Source organism: Sinimarinibacterium flocculans (assembly GCF_003201205.1).
GTDB lineage: Bacteria > Pseudomonadota > Gammaproteobacteria > Nevskiales > Nevskiaceae > Solimonas > Solimonas flocculans.
Genome location: NZ_QICN01000007.1, coordinates 1 through 15972, shown reverse-complemented (window position 1 = coordinate 15972; position 15972 = coordinate 1). Strand labels below are relative to the sequence as shown.

13 protein-coding genes are annotated in these 15972 nt (G+C 65.6%); 7 read left to right on the top strand and 6 right to left on the bottom strand.

All coding sequences use genetic code 11. The features are described from left to right. Nucleotides 1-67: 67 nt before the first annotated feature. Together C8D93_RS12735 and C8D93_RS12730 are read right to left on the bottom strand one after the other, a co-directional pair. Nucleotides 68-2341, bottom strand: coding sequence for a xanthine dehydrogenase family protein molybdopterin-binding subunit (locus C8D93_RS12735; RefSeq protein WP_110265592.1), 2274 nt, complete (start codon nucleotides 2339-2341; stop codon nucleotides 68-70). A 13-nt stretch (nucleotides 2342-2354) separates the two neighbouring features. Then, nucleotides 2355-2816 (bottom strand): (2Fe-2S)-binding protein, encoded by a 462-nt coding sequence (locus C8D93_RS12730; RefSeq protein ID WP_110265591.1) that lies wholly within the window; start codon nucleotides 2814-2816, stop codon nucleotides 2355-2357. Between the two features lie 127 nt (nucleotides 2817-2943). Between C8D93_RS12730 and glmS the strand changes: the two genes are divergently transcribed. Next, on the top strand, nucleotides 2944-4779 hold the full coding sequence (gene glmS, locus C8D93_RS12725) for a glutamine--fructose-6-phosphate transaminase (isomerizing) (protein ID WP_110265590.1): 1836 nt from the start codon (nucleotides 2944-2946) through the stop codon (nucleotides 4777-4779). Nucleotides 4780-4828: 49 nt separating this feature from the next. On the opposite strand, the gene C8D93_RS12720 is transcribed toward glmS, so the two are convergent. Then, a complete protein-coding gene (locus C8D93_RS12720; RefSeq protein WP_110265589.1) occupies nucleotides 4829-5080 on the bottom strand; it encodes a hypothetical protein in 252 nt (83 codons plus the stop codon). Between the two features lie 528 nt (nucleotides 5081-5608). On the opposite strand from C8D93_RS12720, the gene C8D93_RS12715 reads away from it, so the two are divergent. The 3 genes from C8D93_RS12715 to eutC are packed head-to-tail and all read left to right on the top strand — an operon-like array spanning nucleotide 5609 to nucleotide 10126. Continuing rightward, on the top strand, nucleotides 5609-7957 hold the full coding sequence (locus C8D93_RS12715; protein ID WP_170124021.1) for a TonB-dependent receptor: 2349 nt from the start codon (nucleotides 5609-5611) through the stop codon (nucleotides 7955-7957). A 13-nt stretch (nucleotides 7958-7970) separates the two neighbouring features. Then, a complete protein-coding gene (locus tag C8D93_RS12710; RefSeq protein WP_110265587.1) occupies nucleotides 7971-9365 on the top strand; it encodes an ethanolamine ammonia-lyase subunit EutB in 1395 nt (464 codons plus the stop codon). Continuing rightward, nucleotides 9362-10126 (top strand): ethanolamine ammonia-lyase subunit EutC, encoded by a 765-nt coding sequence (eutC, locus tag C8D93_RS12705; RefSeq protein WP_110265586.1) that lies wholly within the window; start codon nucleotides 9362-9364, stop codon nucleotides 10124-10126. The genes C8D93_RS12710 and eutC overlap by 4 nt, the downstream gene beginning before the upstream one ends. 488 nt (nucleotides 10127-10614) lie before the next feature. On the opposite strand, the gene C8D93_RS12700 is transcribed toward eutC, so the two are convergent. From C8D93_RS12700 to C8D93_RS12690, 3 genes are all read right to left on the bottom strand, one after another. Further along, entirely contained in the window at nucleotides 10615-10923 is a 309-nt protein-coding gene (locus C8D93_RS12700; protein ID WP_110265585.1) for a hypothetical protein, read from the bottom strand. A gap of 2 nt (nucleotides 10924-10925) precedes the next feature. Continuing rightward, a complete protein-coding gene (locus C8D93_RS12695) occupies nucleotides 10926-11990 on the bottom strand; it encodes an alcohol dehydrogenase catalytic domain-containing protein (protein WP_110265584.1) in 1065 nt (354 codons plus the stop codon). Between the two features lie 80 nt (nucleotides 11991-12070). Further along, entirely contained in the window at nucleotides 12071-12931 is an 861-nt protein-coding gene (locus tag C8D93_RS12690; RefSeq protein ID WP_110265583.1) for a helix-turn-helix domain-containing protein, read from the bottom strand. Between the two features lie 70 nt (nucleotides 12932-13001). Here C8D93_RS12690 and C8D93_RS12685 point away from each other — a divergent pair, with 70 nt between their 5' ends. From C8D93_RS12685 to C8D93_RS12675, 3 genes are all read left to right on the top strand, one after another. Beyond that, nucleotides 13002-13826 carry an SDR family NAD(P)-dependent oxidoreductase gene (locus C8D93_RS12685; protein ID WP_110265582.1) on the top strand — a complete coding sequence of 275 codons (825 nt, stop codon included), beginning with the start codon at nucleotides 13002-13004 and terminating at the stop codon, nucleotides 13824-13826. Between the two features lie 3 nt (nucleotides 13827-13829). Continuing rightward, nucleotides 13830-14306, top strand: coding sequence for a nuclear transport factor 2 family protein (locus C8D93_RS12680; protein WP_110265581.1), 477 nt, complete (start codon nucleotides 13830-13832; stop codon nucleotides 14304-14306). Between the two features lie 71 nt (nucleotides 14307-14377). Then, nucleotides 14378-15427: an NAD-dependent epimerase/dehydratase family protein gene (locus C8D93_RS12675; protein WP_110265580.1), complete on the top strand. Its 1050-nt coding sequence runs from the start codon at nucleotides 14378-14380 to the stop codon at nucleotides 15425-15427. Nucleotides 15428-15972 lie beyond the last annotated feature (545 nt).

Sequence of the window (15972 nt, the reverse complement as noted above, 5' to 3'; positions counted from 1 at the left end):
ACGGCGTGACGCGCGCCGGGGATGACGCCCGGCGCCGCGACGCTGGCCTGCGGCGGTAGCGCCGGCCTCAGGCCTTGAGCTGGTCGCCCAGCGGCAGCCGGCGGATGCGCTTTGCCGTGGCCGCGAAGATCGCGTTGGCGACGGCCGGTGCCAGCGGCGGCGTACCCGGCTCGCCGACGCCCGTCGGCGGCTCGGCGGACGCGACGATGTGCACTTCCACCTGCGGCATCTCGCCGATACGCAGCATCGGGTAGTTGTGGAAGTTGGATTGCTCGACCACGCCGTCCTTGAGCGTCACCTGGCTGTGCAGCATCGCGGCGAGCCCGAAGCCGATGCCGCCCTCCATCTGTGCGCGGATCACGTCCGGGTTGATCGCCAGGCCGCAGTCCACCGCACAGACGACCCGGTCCACCTTCAGGCTGCCGTCGGCCTTGACCGTCACTTCGGCGACCTCGGCAACGTAGCTGTTGAAGGATTTGACCACGGCCACGCCGCGGCCGCGCTTCTCGCCGGCCGCCGCTTTCAGCGGCGTGTCCCAGCCCGCTTTCGCGGCCGCGAGTTCCAGTACTGCCAGATGACGCGGATGATCCTTGAGCAGCTTGCGGCGATAGGCGACCGGATCCTGTCCCGCCGCGTAGGCGAGCTCGTCGACGACGACCTCGGTGACGTAGCCGGTGTGCGTATGCCCCACCGACCGCCACCACTGCACCGGCACGCCGGTGTCGGGGGAGTGCAGGTCCAGGTACAGGTTCGGGATCTCGTAGGGCTCGATGACGCCTTCCAGCGACGAGCTGTCGATGCCGTCGCGGATGCCGAACTCGGCGAACGGCGTTCCGGCCATGATCGACTCGGTGACGACGCGGTGGTGCCAGGCCGCCGGCCGGCCGTCCTTGCCGATCGCGGCACGCACGCGGTGCAGCGCCATCGGACGGTAGTAGCCGGCGCGGGTGTCTTCCTCGCGGGTCCACACCAGCTTGACCGGGCCCTTGTGGCCCTGCTTGCGTGCGGCCTTGGCGATCGACACCGCTTCGAGCACGAAATCGGCATGCGGATTGGCACGCCGGCCGAAGCTGCCGCCGGCGTACAGCTGGTGAATCACCACCTGCTCGGGCTGCAGGCCGAGCAGCGCCGCGGCGCCGGCCTGGTCGATGGTCTGGAACTGTTCGCCGTTCCAGATCTCGCAGGAACGCTCGCCCAGCGAGACCACGCAGTTCATCGGCTCCATCGAGGCGTGCGCGAGATAGGGGAACTCGTAGTCCGCCTCGATGCGCTTGTCGGCTTTCGCGAGCGCCGCGTCGGCATCGCCGCTCTGGCGCGCGACCGTGCCGGCGGAATCGGCCAGCGTGCGGAAGCGCGCCATGAGGGCGTCGCTGCCGTCCTTCATGGCCTTCGACTCGTCCCATTCCACCGTCAGTGCGTCGCGGCCCTGCTTGGCGATCCAGGTGTTGCGCGACAGTACGGCCACTCCGCCGAAGCGGCCATGTCCCCCTTCGTACTCGAGGACATCGACGACGCCGTCGATCGCCTTGGCCTTGGCGGCGTCGAAGGACTTCGGCGTCGCACCGAAGCGCGGCGGATGCGCCACGACGGCGACGAGCATGTCGGGCAGCTGCACGTCCTGCGTGAACTGCGCGCTGCCGTCGGTCTTGCCGGCGCTGTCGACGCGGCGCGGCGTGGTCTTGCCGATGAGCCTGAATGCGTCCGGCGTCTTGAGCGTCAACGTCCTGGGAACCGGCTGCTTCGCCGCGTCCTCGGCCAGCTCGCCGAAACCCACGTTGTGCTTCGAGGGCGCGTGCAGCACGCGGCCGTTGTCGACCGTGATCTGCCCGGCCGGCACGCCCCAGCGTTGCGCTGCCGCGGCGACCAGCATCGCGCGCGCAGCCGCGCCGGCTTCCCGCATCTGCCGGTGCGCATTGGCCATCGCGGTGCTGCCGCCGGTGCCCTGGACGCCCAGCAGCGTGTTGGCGTAGCGCTTCGCGTCGGCGGGGGCGCCTTCGACGCGCACCTGGCTCCAGTCGGCGTCGAGTTCCTCGGCGACCAGCGTTGCCAGGCCGGTATAGCTGCCCTGGCCCATTTCGAGGTGTTTGGCGTAGACGGTCACGCGGCCGTCGGTGCCGATGTGCACGAAGGCCTGGGGTTCGATGGTTGTCTCGGGCGCAACGCCGCTGCCGGCATCGCCCGGGATCGCCGGGTCGTCGGCAGCCGCGAGCGGCATGAACGAGACGCCCAGGACCAGACCGCCGGCGCCCTGAAGAAAGCCGCGACGGCTGAGCGGAACCGGTGCCGGCAGCAGGCCGGCCGGAAGCAGAGGCTGGGCGGCGAAACGACGGGTGAGATACATGGGCGTTCCTCCGTCAGGCCTTCAGCGCCCTGGCGGCGCTGTGGATCGCACTGCGGATGCGGACATAGGTCGCGCAGCGGCAGACGTTGCCGTTCATTGCGGTGTCGATATCGGCGTCGCTCGGTGTCGCGTTCGATTGCAACAGGGCGATGGCGGACATGATCTGCCCCGACTGGCAGTAGCCGCACTGCACCACGTCGTGCTCGCGCCAGGCGGTCTGCACAGCCTTGCCGACCTTGTCGGTTCCCACGCCTTCGATCGTGGTGATGGCCTTGCCGGCCACGGCGGCGACCGGCATCGTGCAGGAGCGGACGGCCTGACCGTCCATGTGCACCGTACAGGCCCCGCACAGCGACATGCCGCAGCCGTACTTGGTGCCGGTGAGCTGCGCTTCGTCGCGCAGGAACCACAGCAGGGGCATCGAGGGATCGCCTTCGTGCGTGCGCTCGACGCCGTTGACGGTCATCTTGACCATGGGGCTCGCTCCGGGCTGGCTTGGCCACGATCATAGCGCGTGAATGTGACCGGTCACCCACCCGCGGCGCGCCGGGCGTCCGGGCGCCTTAAAATGGCGTCACTTCCTCAGCCCGGTACCCCGGCCCATGTGCGGAATCGTCGGTGCGATCGCGCCGCAGGATGTCAGTCCGGTCCTCGTCGAGGGCCTGCGTCGCCTCGAATACCGCGGGTACGACTCCACCGGCGTGGCCGTCGCGCCGCAGGCCGGGACCCTGTGTCTGCGTCGCGCCGTCGGCAAGGTGGCGATGCTGCAGCAGCGTCTGGACGCGGCACCCTGCGTCGGGCCGATCGGCATCGCCCATTCGCGCTGGGCGACGCACGGTGGCGTCACCGAGGCCAACGCCCACCCGCACGTTTCCGGCGACCGCATCGCGCTGATCCACAACGGCATCATCGAGAACTACGTCGAGCTCAGGTCGGAGCTCGTCGCCAAGGGTTATGCCTTCGCATCGGAAACCGATACCGAGGTCATCGCGCATCTGGTGCACGACCACGTCAAGCTGGGACTCGACCTGACCGCGGCCGTGCAGCAGGCGGTGCGGCGGCTCACCGGCGCCTACGCCATCGTCGTGTTCGATGCGCAGCAGCCGGATCGCATCGTCGTCGCGCGCATTGCCAGCCCGCTGGTCGTCGGCCTCGCCGAGGGCGCGAACTACGTCGCCTCCGACGTCCAGGCCCTGCTGCCGGTCACGAAGCGCTTCCAGTTCCTCGAGGAAGGGGACGTTGCCGACATCCGCCGTGACTCGGTCACGATCTTCGACGCCGACGGGCATCCGGTGCAGCGGCCCGTCCATGAGTCCAGCCTGTCCGCCGACGCCGTCGAACGCGGCGAGTACGCGCACTACATGCTCAAGGAAATCCACGAGCAACCGCGCGCGATTGCTGACACGCTGTCCGAGCGCATCGTTTCCGACCACGTACTCGAAGCGGCCTTCGGACCGCGTGCCGCCCAGGTGCTGCCGCTGGTGCAGCAGGTGCACATCGTCGCCTGCGGCACCAGTTATCACGCCGGTCTCGTGGCCCGGTACTACCTGGAGCAGGGCGCACGCATTCCCTGCACCGTGGAGGTCGCCAGCGAATACCGCTACCGCAACCCGGTGGTGATGCCCGGCACGCTGTTTCTCGCGATCTCGCAGTCCGGCGAGACCGCCGACACGCTCGCGGCGCTGCGCGAGGCGCGGAAGCTCGGCTACGTGGCCACCGCGGCGATCTGCAACGTGCCGGAGTCGTCGCTGGTGCGCGAGTCCGACCTCGTGCTGATGACGCGCGCAGGCCCGGAAGTCGGCGTCGCCAGCACCAAGGCGTTCACCACCCAGCTGGCGGCACTGGGCCTGCTCGGCCTCGCCATCGCACAGCGGCGCGGCATCGACCGGCGCATCGTCGCGCTGTATACGCGCCAGATGCGGCAGGTTCCGGAGATGGTCGAGCACACGCTCAAGCTGGACGCCGCCATCCGCGGCTGGGCCCAGGCGTTCTCCGACAAGCACCACGCCCTGTTCCTCGGCCGCGGCCCGACCTGGCCGATCGCCATGGAAGGCGCGCTCAAGCTCAAGGAAATCTCGTACATCCACGCCGAGGCCTATGCCGCCGGCGAGCTCAAGCACGGTCCGCTGGCGCTGGTCGATCACGACATGCCGGTGATCGCCGTCGCGCCGAACAACACCCTGCTCGAGAAGCTCAAGTCCAACCTGCAGGAAGTGCGCGCCCGCGGCGGTCGCCTGTTCGTCTTCGCCGACCCGAACACCGGCATCGAGCCGAGTGAAGGCGTCGACGTCATCACCATGCCGGACCACATCGAGCCGCTGCAGGCACCACTGGTCTACACGATTCCGCTGCAGTTACTCAGCTACCACGTGGCCGTCCTGCGCGGCACCGACGTCGACCAGCCGCGCAACCTCGCCAAGAGCGTCACGGTGGAGTAGCGCACCCGCCGCCGGACGCGTGCTTCGTGGCGTCTGATGACCGCACCGCTCACGCGGTATCGGCATCGTCGAAGATGACGCTGCGCATCTCTTCCTCGATCTGGCGGGCGGCGCAGGCAATGTCGGCCTCGTGGCCGTCGGCCTCGTAACAGATCATCGGCACGTTGGCCTGCACGTAGGCCACCGCGGCGGCCTGCAGCTCGCCGGCCTCCGCCATTCTCAGGACTTCGCGCAGCATCGTGACGAGGTCCTGGTTGATCCTGGGTTCGATGCTGCGATTGCGGACGAGTTCGATCACCATGCTTGAGTCTCCAACCGGACGTTGTCGAGCCGGGAACGGCCCGGCAAGGAGGCCTCCCCGCCGCCGGCCCTCAGGTCGCGGACCTGGGGCGTGGCGTCAGGGCGGCTATTGCTTGGACCGCGTTCCAGCGGCTCGGTGCCCGGATCGACGAGGGCCGGTCCGCTCTTCTGCCAGCCTTCGATGGCAGTTTGATGCACGTACGTTTGCTGCGGTGTCGCCCGTTGTTCCCATCCTTCTGCAGTTGTCGCCCGCAACAAACTGGTCGGAGACGTTTTTCCCGGAGCCTGACGCCGCGGCCCCGGCTGGCTCCTGAGCCGGGGCGAACGTCTTCGCCGGCGCGCGCGGTTCAAGGACGGTCGGTTGCAATCGTTCCGACTGTCCGTCGGCGCGATTCTTGTTGGACAATCGCGCGGTCCCCGCCAGCGATCCTCCATCGAGCCCATGCGCCACCTCGTGACCCGACACCGACGCTGCCTGAGTGTCGCGACGCTGGCAGCGCTTCTCGTGTCTCGGATGGCGGCCGCGCAGGTGCCGCAAGACCCTCTCGATCCATTGCTGCCCACCGTGCCGGTGGTGCCGATCGAAGCGTCGGCAGGCGGCGAGCCGGTGGCCAAGCCGGCTGCCCCGCGCGCGCTCGAGGAGATCGTCGTCACTGCGCAGAAGACGGCGCAGAGCCTGCAGGACGTGCCGGTGTCGGTGAGTGCGATCGACGGCGACAGCCTGCAGCAGTCCGGGCGCTTCGATGCCGCCGGGCTGGAGGAGCTGGTGGCCAACATCGAGATCGACCTCGATCCGCAGGCGCCGGTCATCGGCATCCGCGGCTTCTCGACCGAGACCGACAACGTCGGCTTCGAGCCGGCGGTCGGCCTGGTGATGGACGACGTCGCACTGGGGCGCCCGGAGTTCATCCCGGACGGGATGTTCGACATCGAGCGCATCGAGGTGTTGCGCGGTTCGCAGGGCACGCTGTTCGGCAAGAACACCATCGCCGGCGTGATCACCTTCGCCTCGTATGAGCCGGAGGATTTCTGGAGCGGCCGGCTGCTGGCGACCGTCGGTGATCCGCGCGAGTCCCGCGCCGAGGCGGGGTTGAGCATCCCGCTGTCCGACAGCTTCGCCGCCCGTGTCTCCGGCGTGTACTGGGACCGGGCCGGCGATGTCGACAACACCCGGCTGCGTCGTGACGAAGGCGCGCTGCGCCAGCGGGCAGGGCGCATCAAGCTGCAGGTAGCGCCCGCAAGTCCCTGGACGGTCTCGCTGTCGTCGCAGATCTCGGACACTCACGTCGACTACGCGCCGTGGCAGCTCTACGACGCCGATGACAACGCGCTGGACTTTGCACGCAACTACGACCCGGAGGTCGAGGACGATCCGCTCGACGCGCAGGCCAGCTTCGATCGGCCCGGCTACGTCGATCGGCGTTCGGACCTGTCGCGGCTGCGCGCCGACTACGAGGCCGGGACCCTGCTCGGTCTCGACGGCGTCGTGGTGACGGGCGTCGTCGGCCACGCCGCCTTCGATCTGGCGACGCTGATCGACATCGACGCCTCGCCGGCCGACGTGATCGTCACCGACTTCGGCGTCGATTACGCGCAGGACTCGCTGGAGCTGCGGGCGGCGGCGCAGGCCGGCAGCCTGTTCGGCTTCGGCGGCGACGTCGGCCTGGTCGTCGGCGTCTTCGGATTGCGCTCCGATCTGAGCAGCCATCTCGATACCCACGCCGGCGCCGACCTGGTGCCGTTCGCGCTCACGCCGGCCGGGCTCGATGCCCTGGGCGCCTCGCTGCCCGGCGGCATCGACGATCTGCTCAACCTGCTGCCGCCGCTGCCGGGCACGCCGATCGAGGATGCGCTGCTGCGCGGTTTCGAGCAGGACACCGAGAGCGTCGGCCTCTTCGGGCAGCTCGACTGGAACGTCTTCGGCCACTGGAGCGTGATCGCCGGCCTGCGCTGGGGTGAGGATCGCAAGACCGCGCGGTTCGACGTGCAGACCACCGGCCTCGGGCTGGTCGGGCTCGTCGTGGGTGCCGACACCTTCATGGCGCAGCGCGAGCGCCGCGAGGACGACCTGTCGCCCAAGCTCGGCCTGCAGTACGCGTGGACGCCGTCGATCAACAGCTACGTCACCTGGACGCGCGGCTACAAGGGCGGCGGCTTCAACGCGACCGCCGAGACGCAGGACAACCTGGAGTTCGAGGCCGAGCGCGCGCAGAGCTGGGAGGCGGGCCTCAAGAGCCGTCTGCTCGACGGCTCGCTGATGCTCAACCTCGCGCTGTACCGCAGCGACATCGACGAGTTGCAGGTCGTCGATTTCACCGGCTTCTCGTTCCAGGTGCGCAACGCTGCCGAAGCGCGGCTGCAGGGTGCCGAGCTGGACCTGCGCTGGCTGTCGCCGTGGGCGTGGCTCGCCGTGGACGCGACGCTGGCGCTCAGCGAGGCCAAGTATCTGCGCTACACCAACGCGCCGCCGACGGAGGATCAGCAGGAACAGGACATGGACGTGCAGGACCTGTCCGGGCGCTCGCTGGCCAATGCGCCCGAGGTGACGGCCTCGGTCTCGCCGCTGGTGAGCCTGCCGTTTCCGTTCGGTCGCGACCTGGGCATCCAGATCGGCGTCGACCTGAGCTACCGCGGCGAACAGTACTCCGCGACCGATCTCGATCCGCGCAGTTTCCAATCGGTCTATCTGCTGCTCGGCAGCCGCGTCGTGCTCGGACGTAACGACGGCACCTGGTCGCTGGTGCTGGCCGGTCGCAATCTCACCGACGAGCGCGCGCTCGACCTCGTGATGGACCACAGCGTCTACAGCCGGACCTACATCGCCCAGCAGATTCCGCTGCGCAGCGTGTCGCTGTCGCTGCAGGCGCAGTGGTACTAGTAACGGTGTGGCGATGAGCTACGCCACGACCATCGGATCGCGCCGCTACGGGTTTGCGGACCTGCGAACCCTGATGGCGAAGGCTTCGCCGCTGCGCTCGGGCGACCAGCTCGCCGGACTCGCCGCCGCGACGCGCGAGGAGCGCGTGGCGGCGAAGCTCGCGCTGGCGGACGTGCCGCTCGCGCGCTTTCTCGACGAGGCCCTGATTCCCTACGAGGACGACGAGGTCACGCGGCTGATCGTCGACACGCACGATGCCGCACGCTTTGCTCCGGTGGCGGCGCTGACCGTCGGTGCGTTCCGCGACTGGCTGCTGTCCGACCAGGCGACGCCCGAGGTTCTGCGCGACTTGGCGCCCGGGCTGACGCCGGAGATGGTCGCCGCGGTGTCCAAGCTCATGCGCAACCAGGACCTGATTCTCGTCGCGCGCAAGTGCCACGTCGTGACCCGCTTTCGCAGCACGATCGGCCTGCCCGGGCATCTGGCCGTGCGCCTGCAGCCGAACCACCCGACCGACGATCCGCGCGGCATCATGGCCAGCACGCTGGATGGACTGATGTACGGCGCGGGCGATGCAGTCATCGGCATCAATCCGGCAGGCGATGATCCCGCGCGCCTCGCTGCGCTCTGGTCGATGCTCGACACGCTGATCGCGCGCTTCGAAATTCCCACGCAGTCCTGCGTGCTCACGCACGTCACGCGGCAGATCGACGCGATCGAGGCCGGTGTGCCGGTCGACCTCGTGTTCCAGTCCATCGGCGGCACCGAGGCCGTCAACAAGAGCTTCGGCATCGACCTTGCGCTGCTGCGGCAGGCGCGCGACGCCGCGCTGGGGCTCGGGCGCGGCACGCTCGGCAACAACGTCATGTACTTCGAGACGGGGCAGGGCAGCGCGCTGTCGGCCGATGCGCATCACGGCGTCGACCAGCAGACCTGCGAGGTGCGGGCGTATGCCGTCGCACGAGCGTTCGAGCCGCTGCTGGTCAACACGGTCGTCGGCTTTATCGGGCCGGAATATCTGTACGACGGCAAGCAGATCCTGCGCGCCGCGCTCGAAGACCACTGTTGCGGCAAGCTGCTCGGCCTGCCGATGGGCGTGGACATCTGCTACACCAATCATGCCGAGGCCGACCAGGATGACATGGATGCGCTGCTGGTAATGCTCGGTGCCGCCGGCGTGAACTTCATCATGGGCGTTCCCGGTGCCGACGACATCATGCTCAACTACCAGTCCACCTCGTTCCACGATGCGCTGTTCCTGCGCCGTGCCCTCGGCCTTCGGCACACCCCCGAGTTCGCCGCCTGGCTGGACAAGGTCGGCGTCGCCGATGCCTCCGGTCGCTTGCGCGATGCGGCGGATACCGACGTTTTGCCGGCACTGACCGCATTGGTCGAGTCAGCAGGATGAGTGCGCCGGTCGCGCGGCTTGAAGACCGCTGGGCGACGCTGCGCGAGCTCACGGCGGCGCGCATCGCCCTCGGGCGGTGCGGCGCGAGCCTGCCGACCGGCGAGACGCTGGCGTTCGAGCTCGCGCATGCACAGGCGCGCGACGCGGTGCTGATCCCGCTCGACGTCGAGGCGCTGAAGACCGATCTCGAAGGCAGCGGCTGGCACACCTTGCGGGTGTGCAGTCGCGCAAGCAGCCAGCAGGCTTACCTCGCGCGCCCGGACTGGGGCCGGCGGCTTCGGACGGAGGACGCTGCGGAACTGTTGGCGAGCAAAGGGCGGTACGACGTCGTCTTCGTCATCAGCGACGGCCTGTCGGCGCGCGCCGTCCAGGAACATGCCGCTGCATTGCTGGCCGCTGTCGCGCCGCTGCTGCGAGACCTCGCGATCGCGCCGGTCGTCATCGCCACGCGCGCCCGCGTCGCGCTCGCGGACGAAGTTGGCGAAGCCCTCGGCGCGCGCATCGCCGTGAGCCTCATCGGCGAGCGCCCCGGCCTGTCATCGCCCGACAGCCTCGGCATCTACCTCACCTACGATCCCAAGCTCGGGCGCAACGACGGCGAGCGCAACTGCATCTCCAACGTGCGACCCGCTGGTCTCCCGGTTGCCGAGGCCGCCGCGCAGCTTGCCGCAATGATCCGCGCCGCCCTGCACGCGAAACTGAGCGGGATCGGTCTGCACGCTGAATGCCAGCAAGCCCTTGCCGAATCGGCCAGCCCGTAGCGACGAAGGCCCGACGACCTAATAGGGGTCTATCGCCGAAGGCAATGTACGGTGGAGGCTGATCTTGATGGTGGCCGGGGACGGAATCGAACCGCCGACACGGGGATTTTCAAAATGGCACCGATTCGTCGTTGCCACCTAACTCATTGATTATGCTGATCGAGATTCGGCACTAGACCACTGCAAGTAACTGCCGACAACGAATAACGTCCCAATATCGTCCCAAGCGGTAACTTACCTCATGCCGCGCGATGGGTGCTATCGAGAACGCGGTCTGAGCTAGGGGCGCCGACGTGCCAGAAGAGGACCGCCACGAGCGTCCGCTTTCACCTGCCGATGGATGAACGCTATAGCGTGGCCGAAGGCTTCGCCGATGCCGGACGACGCTCCCGTGACGAGAGCCCATTCTCCATAGGCGGACTTGAATTGCCTCATCTCGTCGATCGATAGATGGACCGATGCAATGTTCACAGGTCGTCACGTCGCGCTCATTTGCGGGTCTTGCCGAAGCGGCCTCGAACCGCATCAGCGATTCGCGAAAACACGCGCCTAGGGTGGCCGTTGGCAAAGTCGAGCACGGAATCGGCTACCGCCCATGGCAACTTGCCGTTGCTCACCATTACCATCTTCTCAAGCGTCAGATAGCCCGTCGCACCCGCGAAGAGGCGAGCCTCTTCCTTGGTGCGTGCTTCCTTCCTGGCCTGCATCGCGACCAGCCGCCGAACGAGCCTGCCGGTGCGGGTGCGGGACAGCACAAGCAGCGTCGACTGCCGAGTGTAGAGTTCTGCTTCGCTCATGATCAGGCCTTGTAGACGATGCGGACGGAGCTGCTGTCGCGCCGCGCGCGATCGAACGCATCCGGAAGCTGATCGAGCGTGACTGTCTCGCCGACAAAGCGCGTCAGGTTGATCTTGCCCTTGACGACGAGGTCGAGAGATTCGTACCAGTCCGCAAGTTGCGGGCCGCCACCGAATTGGATGTTGATGCCCTTCAGATGGGCCGCAACTGTCGGGATGCTATCTACGTTCGGGCCTCCGGCACTGAATACACGCGCGCCGAAAGCGCAGTTGTTGAGTACATCGCCGAGCACGCCTTCTTTACCGGCACATTCGTAGACGACCTGCTTGGTCATCGAGGACATGAGCACGTAGTCGTGCACTTCGTCGGGTGAACCCCAGGCGACGCGGCGCCATGCCGCATAGGGGGATTCCACCGCGGGATCGACGACAACATCGGCGCCAAACTCCAGAGCCAGCTTGCGGCGGCTTTCGGAAAAGTCGGCCGCGACGATCGGACCTGCGCCGCGCTGCTTGAGTCCAATGACAATCGACATACCGATCGCACCAAGACCGATCACCAGAGGAACGGAGGGTTTGCCCGCGAATGCCTCGGTACCGACGCGCGAGAAGTACCAGCCGACGGCCATTGCGTCGTTCACGGCGATGATCTCGACGGGAATGTCGTTCGGAACGGGCCTCGCAAAAAACTCGTTCATCAGAAAGTATTCACCGTAGCCACCTGGGGCATCCGGGGCGTAACCAATGATGCGGGTCTGCCCGGTGGGCATCATCAGTACCGGGATGCCGGTAACCCGCGTGCCGACGGGCCAGGCCTTGTCGGTGTCCGGGCCGTACTCCACCACTTCGGCGCAGTACTCATGGCCCATGACGACATCGTGTTCCGGTGAGTCGACGCGCAATCCGGTCCTGTCGTTGCGAGCCAACTCAGGATGATCGAAATGGTGGTGATCGGACGCGCAGATGGCGCACGCGAGCGTCCGCACCAGAATCTGCCCACTCCCGGGCACTGGCTTGGCGACGTCGCGGATCGCTAGCTTGCCGTCTCTGATGGATAACGCACGCATCTTCGAAAACCCCAATACCTTGAATAATTAAGACTGTCGCAATGACAGAAAAACATTTAAGGCGGGCTTCCGGTCGAGTGTCAACCCGAGGCCGCTGGGGTACCGATTTTTCCAGTCACCTCTGCCAAGCGACGTCCACAAGCCTGGATTCTGCGCGCTGGAATCCGGCTTATCGGATGAATGGCAATACCCAGCCGGGCATGGCCGCCGATACCGAGAACAGGTGCGGTGATGGACGTCACCGGCCGATTGGCGCCGGATTCCTCGAATGACGGTGCGGTGTACTCCAGCAGAATCTGATCCATTGCGGCCAGCAAGGTCGGATGCAATTCATCCATCGACCCGACCAGCGTCGTTAGCTGAGCAACTGCAGGTGTCGTCCAGTCGACGTCGTAGCCCCGCTCCCGCGAGAGTTCCAGCGCGCGTTCGAGTGCCTTGCCAACAGCCTTGCTCGGTGTCGCACGGCGCGCGAGCCAGGCCTTGCGCTCTTCTGCCGTCGCTACTGCTGCGAACGCGGTTCCGTACGGCGGCGCGTAAGGCACTTTCAGGCCAGGCGGCGGCGCGGGCACTGACTTCTCGGTGCGATAGAAATCCAGAACCAGCAACTCGTTCCCGACCAGTTCGATGACCGAGGTGGCGAAGCCCAACTCTTCCGCGAGATCTCGGGCAACGAGGCGTGCCGCACTCACGAGCGGCCGGGCCTTGTCGGCCTTCTTTGCGAGTGCAGCAAGCGCAGGGCCGAGCGCAAACGTCTTGTCGACGGGATCGCGGGCGACCCAGCCGCGATCGGACAGGGTCTTGAGGATCGAATGGGCCGTGCCTTGATTGAGACCCAGCGCCTGAACAATGTCGACGTAACGCAGACGGGCCGTCGGCTCCCTACCGAGCAATTCCATTACATCGAGGGCTCGGCCCGTAGGGCCAGATGGTGCGCCGCGCATTGACCATCTCCAAATTCTTCATGTACCGTTTACTTATACAATATTGTATCTCTAATAATTAAGAGAATAAATGCCGCAGCATTCATTTGCAGAGCGATATGGACCCTGGGCGCTGGTCGCAGGGGCCTCCGAAGGGGTGGGTCGAGCGTTCGCCGAAACCCTCGCCAGTCGCGGCCTGAACGTCGTCCTGCTGGCTCGGCGCAGGAGTGCGCTCGATGAGGTCTCAAGCGCAATCGAAAGCCGGCACGGAGTTCGGACTCGCATCGTCGCGCTGGACTTGGCAACTGCGGACGCCGCCACACGGATAGCGGCCGAGGTCAGCGACCTTGAGATTGGTTTTTTTGTTTATTGCGCAGGCGCTGATTCGAACTTCAAGCCCTTCCTGTCGTCACCCCTAGAGGTGGCTGAAGCGATGGTGCATAGAAACTGCACGGTGCTGATGCAGCTCAGTCATCACCTCTGCGGACCGATGGTTCAGCGCGGTCGTGGCGCCACCGTGATCTTCGGATCTGGGGCAGGGTTCGCCGGAACCGGGAAAATGGTCGCGTACTGCGCGACCAAAGCCTTCGATATGGTTTTCGCCGAAGCGCTGTGGTGCGAGCTCAAACCCAAGGGTGTCGACGTCCTTGGATTGATCCTTGGGGAGACCGACACGCCGGCGCTCCGACGCCTGCGATATGAACGCGGGCTCGCTCGCAGTCTGGATGAACCGGTCAAAGGCGCAGAGACGCCACAGGATGTGGTTAATGACGCAATCGCCCATCTTGAGAAGGGTCCGATTCGCCTCGCAAACAAAACGATGCGGTGGGGTCTGCGGTTTCTCTACCCGTTTTCCCGGAATTTCGTGGTTGGCCTCATGTCCAAGGCCAGCGAAAAGATCATGGGCAAGGACTGAAGCATGAGCCAGGTCGAAGACATCACAAATGTGCTGGTCCGTTATGCAACCGGCATCGACTCACGCGACTGGAATCTGTTTCGCACCTGCTTCACCGACGACTGCCAACTGGATTACGGAGCCTTGGGTCAATGGAGCAGCCGGGACGCAGTGACGCGCTTCATGCAGATGTCACACTCGGGACCATCCCAGCACCGGCTCACTAACTTCGCCATCACGGTTGAAGGGGATCAGGCGCGGTCACGCACTTATGTCGATGCCGTTGTACTCGGGCCCGGCGGATGGGGAGGAGTGAATACCATCGGCTACTACGACGATGAACTCGTTCACACAGCCGAAGGCTGGCAGATCGCGCGGCGGCGTCATACCGGCGTTCGGATGAAGTTTCTGGGCTTGCTAGGTCTCGTCCCCGCGGGTCTCGCGATGCGCCTAGCCGTGGTCGGTGCACGACGACTGAATGCTGCTGCCACCGCTGCATAGCAAGATCTTCCTCTCAGCACTTGCCGACGATCACGAGGTGTCCATGTCCGGCCATACAGTAGACCGTAGTGATGTCTGACCTTTCGGAACGGCCAGTACTGGTCTTGGGCGCCAGCGGATTCGTGGGTAGCCATACCGCAAGGCTCTTGGTCGCCAAGGGCCGAAAGATTCGCGTCTTGTATCGCAGGAGCAGCAATCAGGAAGCGCTCTCAGGACTTCCCGTCGAGCGATATTTAGGTGACGTGCACGACCCGGCGTCTTTGCGTGCTGCGATGCAGGGCTGCTCAACGATATTCCACTGCGTCGTTGATCCACGATTCTGGCTGACCGATACAGCGCCGCTCTTCCGAAACAACGTTGACGGACTGAGGAACTCCATGGACGCCGCATTGGCATGCGGCGTCGATCGGTTCGTATTCACGAGCACTATGGGAACCTTGGGCTTGAATCCAGATGGGCCGGTTACCGAGGACATCGAGTTCAATTGGATGGATCGAGCTCCGCCCTATATCCGCTCTCGCGTTGAAGCAGAACGACTGTTCCAGCTCTACTGTCGAGAGAAAGGTCTTCCCGGGGTTGCGCTATGCGCGGCCAACACCTATGGCCCCGAGGACTATCAGCCGACACCTCAAGGAAAGATGATCTGGGACCTAGCCTGTGGCACGTTCCCGGTGATGTGGGAGGCAGGAGCCCCGACCGTGGACATTCGGGATGTCGCGGAGGCGATGATTCTTGCTGAAACGCGCGGGTGCATTGGCGAGCGTTACATCCTCGCCAACGAGTACGTCAGCAATCGAGACCTCTGCGCCATTGCTGCAGGACAGACCGGCGTAAAGCCGCCATTGATCATTCCCCGCGCTGTCGCTCACACAATGGCTTGGGTCGGAGAGCAAATCTTCAAGTTGCTGCGACAGAAGGACTATCTGGTCAGATCCGATGCCATATTCTTGTCGAACGTATTTCGAGAGCTGGACCATTCCAAGGCATCTCGGGAGCTCGGGTGGCATCCCCGCCCATTTTCGGAAACCGTACGTGATGCCGTGGCATGGTGCTCGAGCTACCCAGGCCGGCACAATTGGGCGAAGGGCGTTAAACCAGCCGTGCGTCCAATGCGTGGATAGACAGCCACTAGAAAACCGGTCGATACGTTCGCCGGCCGTATCACTCGGAGCAACATCGCACTGGGATGTCACTTCGCTGCACAGCGCGATTTCAAAACTTGCCGATCAATCACCGGCGGCCCGTGAGCCTCTGCTTGTGTTGGCAACATACCCTTCGAGGAGGCCGCTTTCGGGCAGCTATTTTTGATTCCCCAAGTTCCGCTAGGGGCTGAAAGCGACCGAAAGGTCATCGCCGACGGCTCTGGAGCCAGTGCGCTGCTCAACGTCGCCCTCTTTGCCTGACTGCGTGGTACCTGTCTCAGGCGGCACCCGCCGCCAACAAATGGAGATAGACATGGACGATGAGGAGTTGTCAGAAGCTTGCGCGCGCGCGGTCGTCGTGGCCTCGGCTCACGTGCGCGGTGGTGCTCTTTGGCCTGAAGTGCTCAGAGATGTAAGTCAAAGATGGGATGGAGTTGACCCGCTCTCACGGACAGGTGGTCGCTTGATTCTCAAGCGATGGATTCAGTCTCCGCTGTGCGGAGCTTGGCGGCTGTCGATGGTGG

Coding starts and splice junctions, on each gene's coding strand:
- C8D93_RS12735 (WP_110265592.1), bottom strand. CDS start 2,341: ATGTATCTCACCCGTCGTTTCGCCGCCCAGCCTCTGCTTCCGGCCGGC.
- C8D93_RS12730 (WP_110265591.1), bottom strand. CDS start 2,816: ATGGTCAAGATGACCGTCAACGGCGTCGAGCGCACGCACGAAGGCGAT.
- glmS (WP_110265590.1), top strand. CDS start 2,944: ATGTGCGGAATCGTCGGTGCGATCGCGCCGCAGGATGTCAGTCCGGTC.
- C8D93_RS12720 (WP_110265589.1), bottom strand. CDS start 5,080: ATGGTGATCGAACTCGTCCGCAATCGCAGCATCGAACCCAGGATCAAC.
- C8D93_RS12710 (WP_110265587.1), top strand. CDS start 7,971: ATGAGCTACGCCACGACCATCGGATCGCGCCGCTACGGGTTTGCGGAC.
- eutC (WP_110265586.1), top strand. CDS start 9,362: ATGAGTGCGCCGGTCGCGCGGCTTGAAGACCGCTGGGCGACGCTGCGC.
- C8D93_RS12700 (WP_110265585.1), bottom strand. CDS start 10,923: ATGAGCGAAGCAGAACTCTACACTCGGCAGTCGACGCTGCTTGTGCTG.
- C8D93_RS12695 (WP_110265584.1), bottom strand. CDS start 11,990: ATGCGTGCGTTATCCATCAGAGACGGCAAGCTAGCGATCCGCGACGTC.
- C8D93_RS12690 (WP_110265583.1), bottom strand. CDS start 12,931: ATGCGCGGCGCACCATCTGGCCCTACGGGCCGAGCCCTCGATGTAATG.
- C8D93_RS12685 (WP_110265582.1), top strand. CDS start 13,002: ATGCCGCAGCATTCATTTGCAGAGCGATATGGACCCTGGGCGCTGGTC.
- C8D93_RS12680 (WP_110265581.1), top strand. CDS start 13,830: ATGAGCCAGGTCGAAGACATCACAAATGTGCTGGTCCGTTATGCAACC.
- C8D93_RS12675 (WP_110265580.1), top strand. CDS start 14,378: ATGTCTGACCTTTCGGAACGGCCAGTACTGGTCTTGGGCGCCAGCGGA.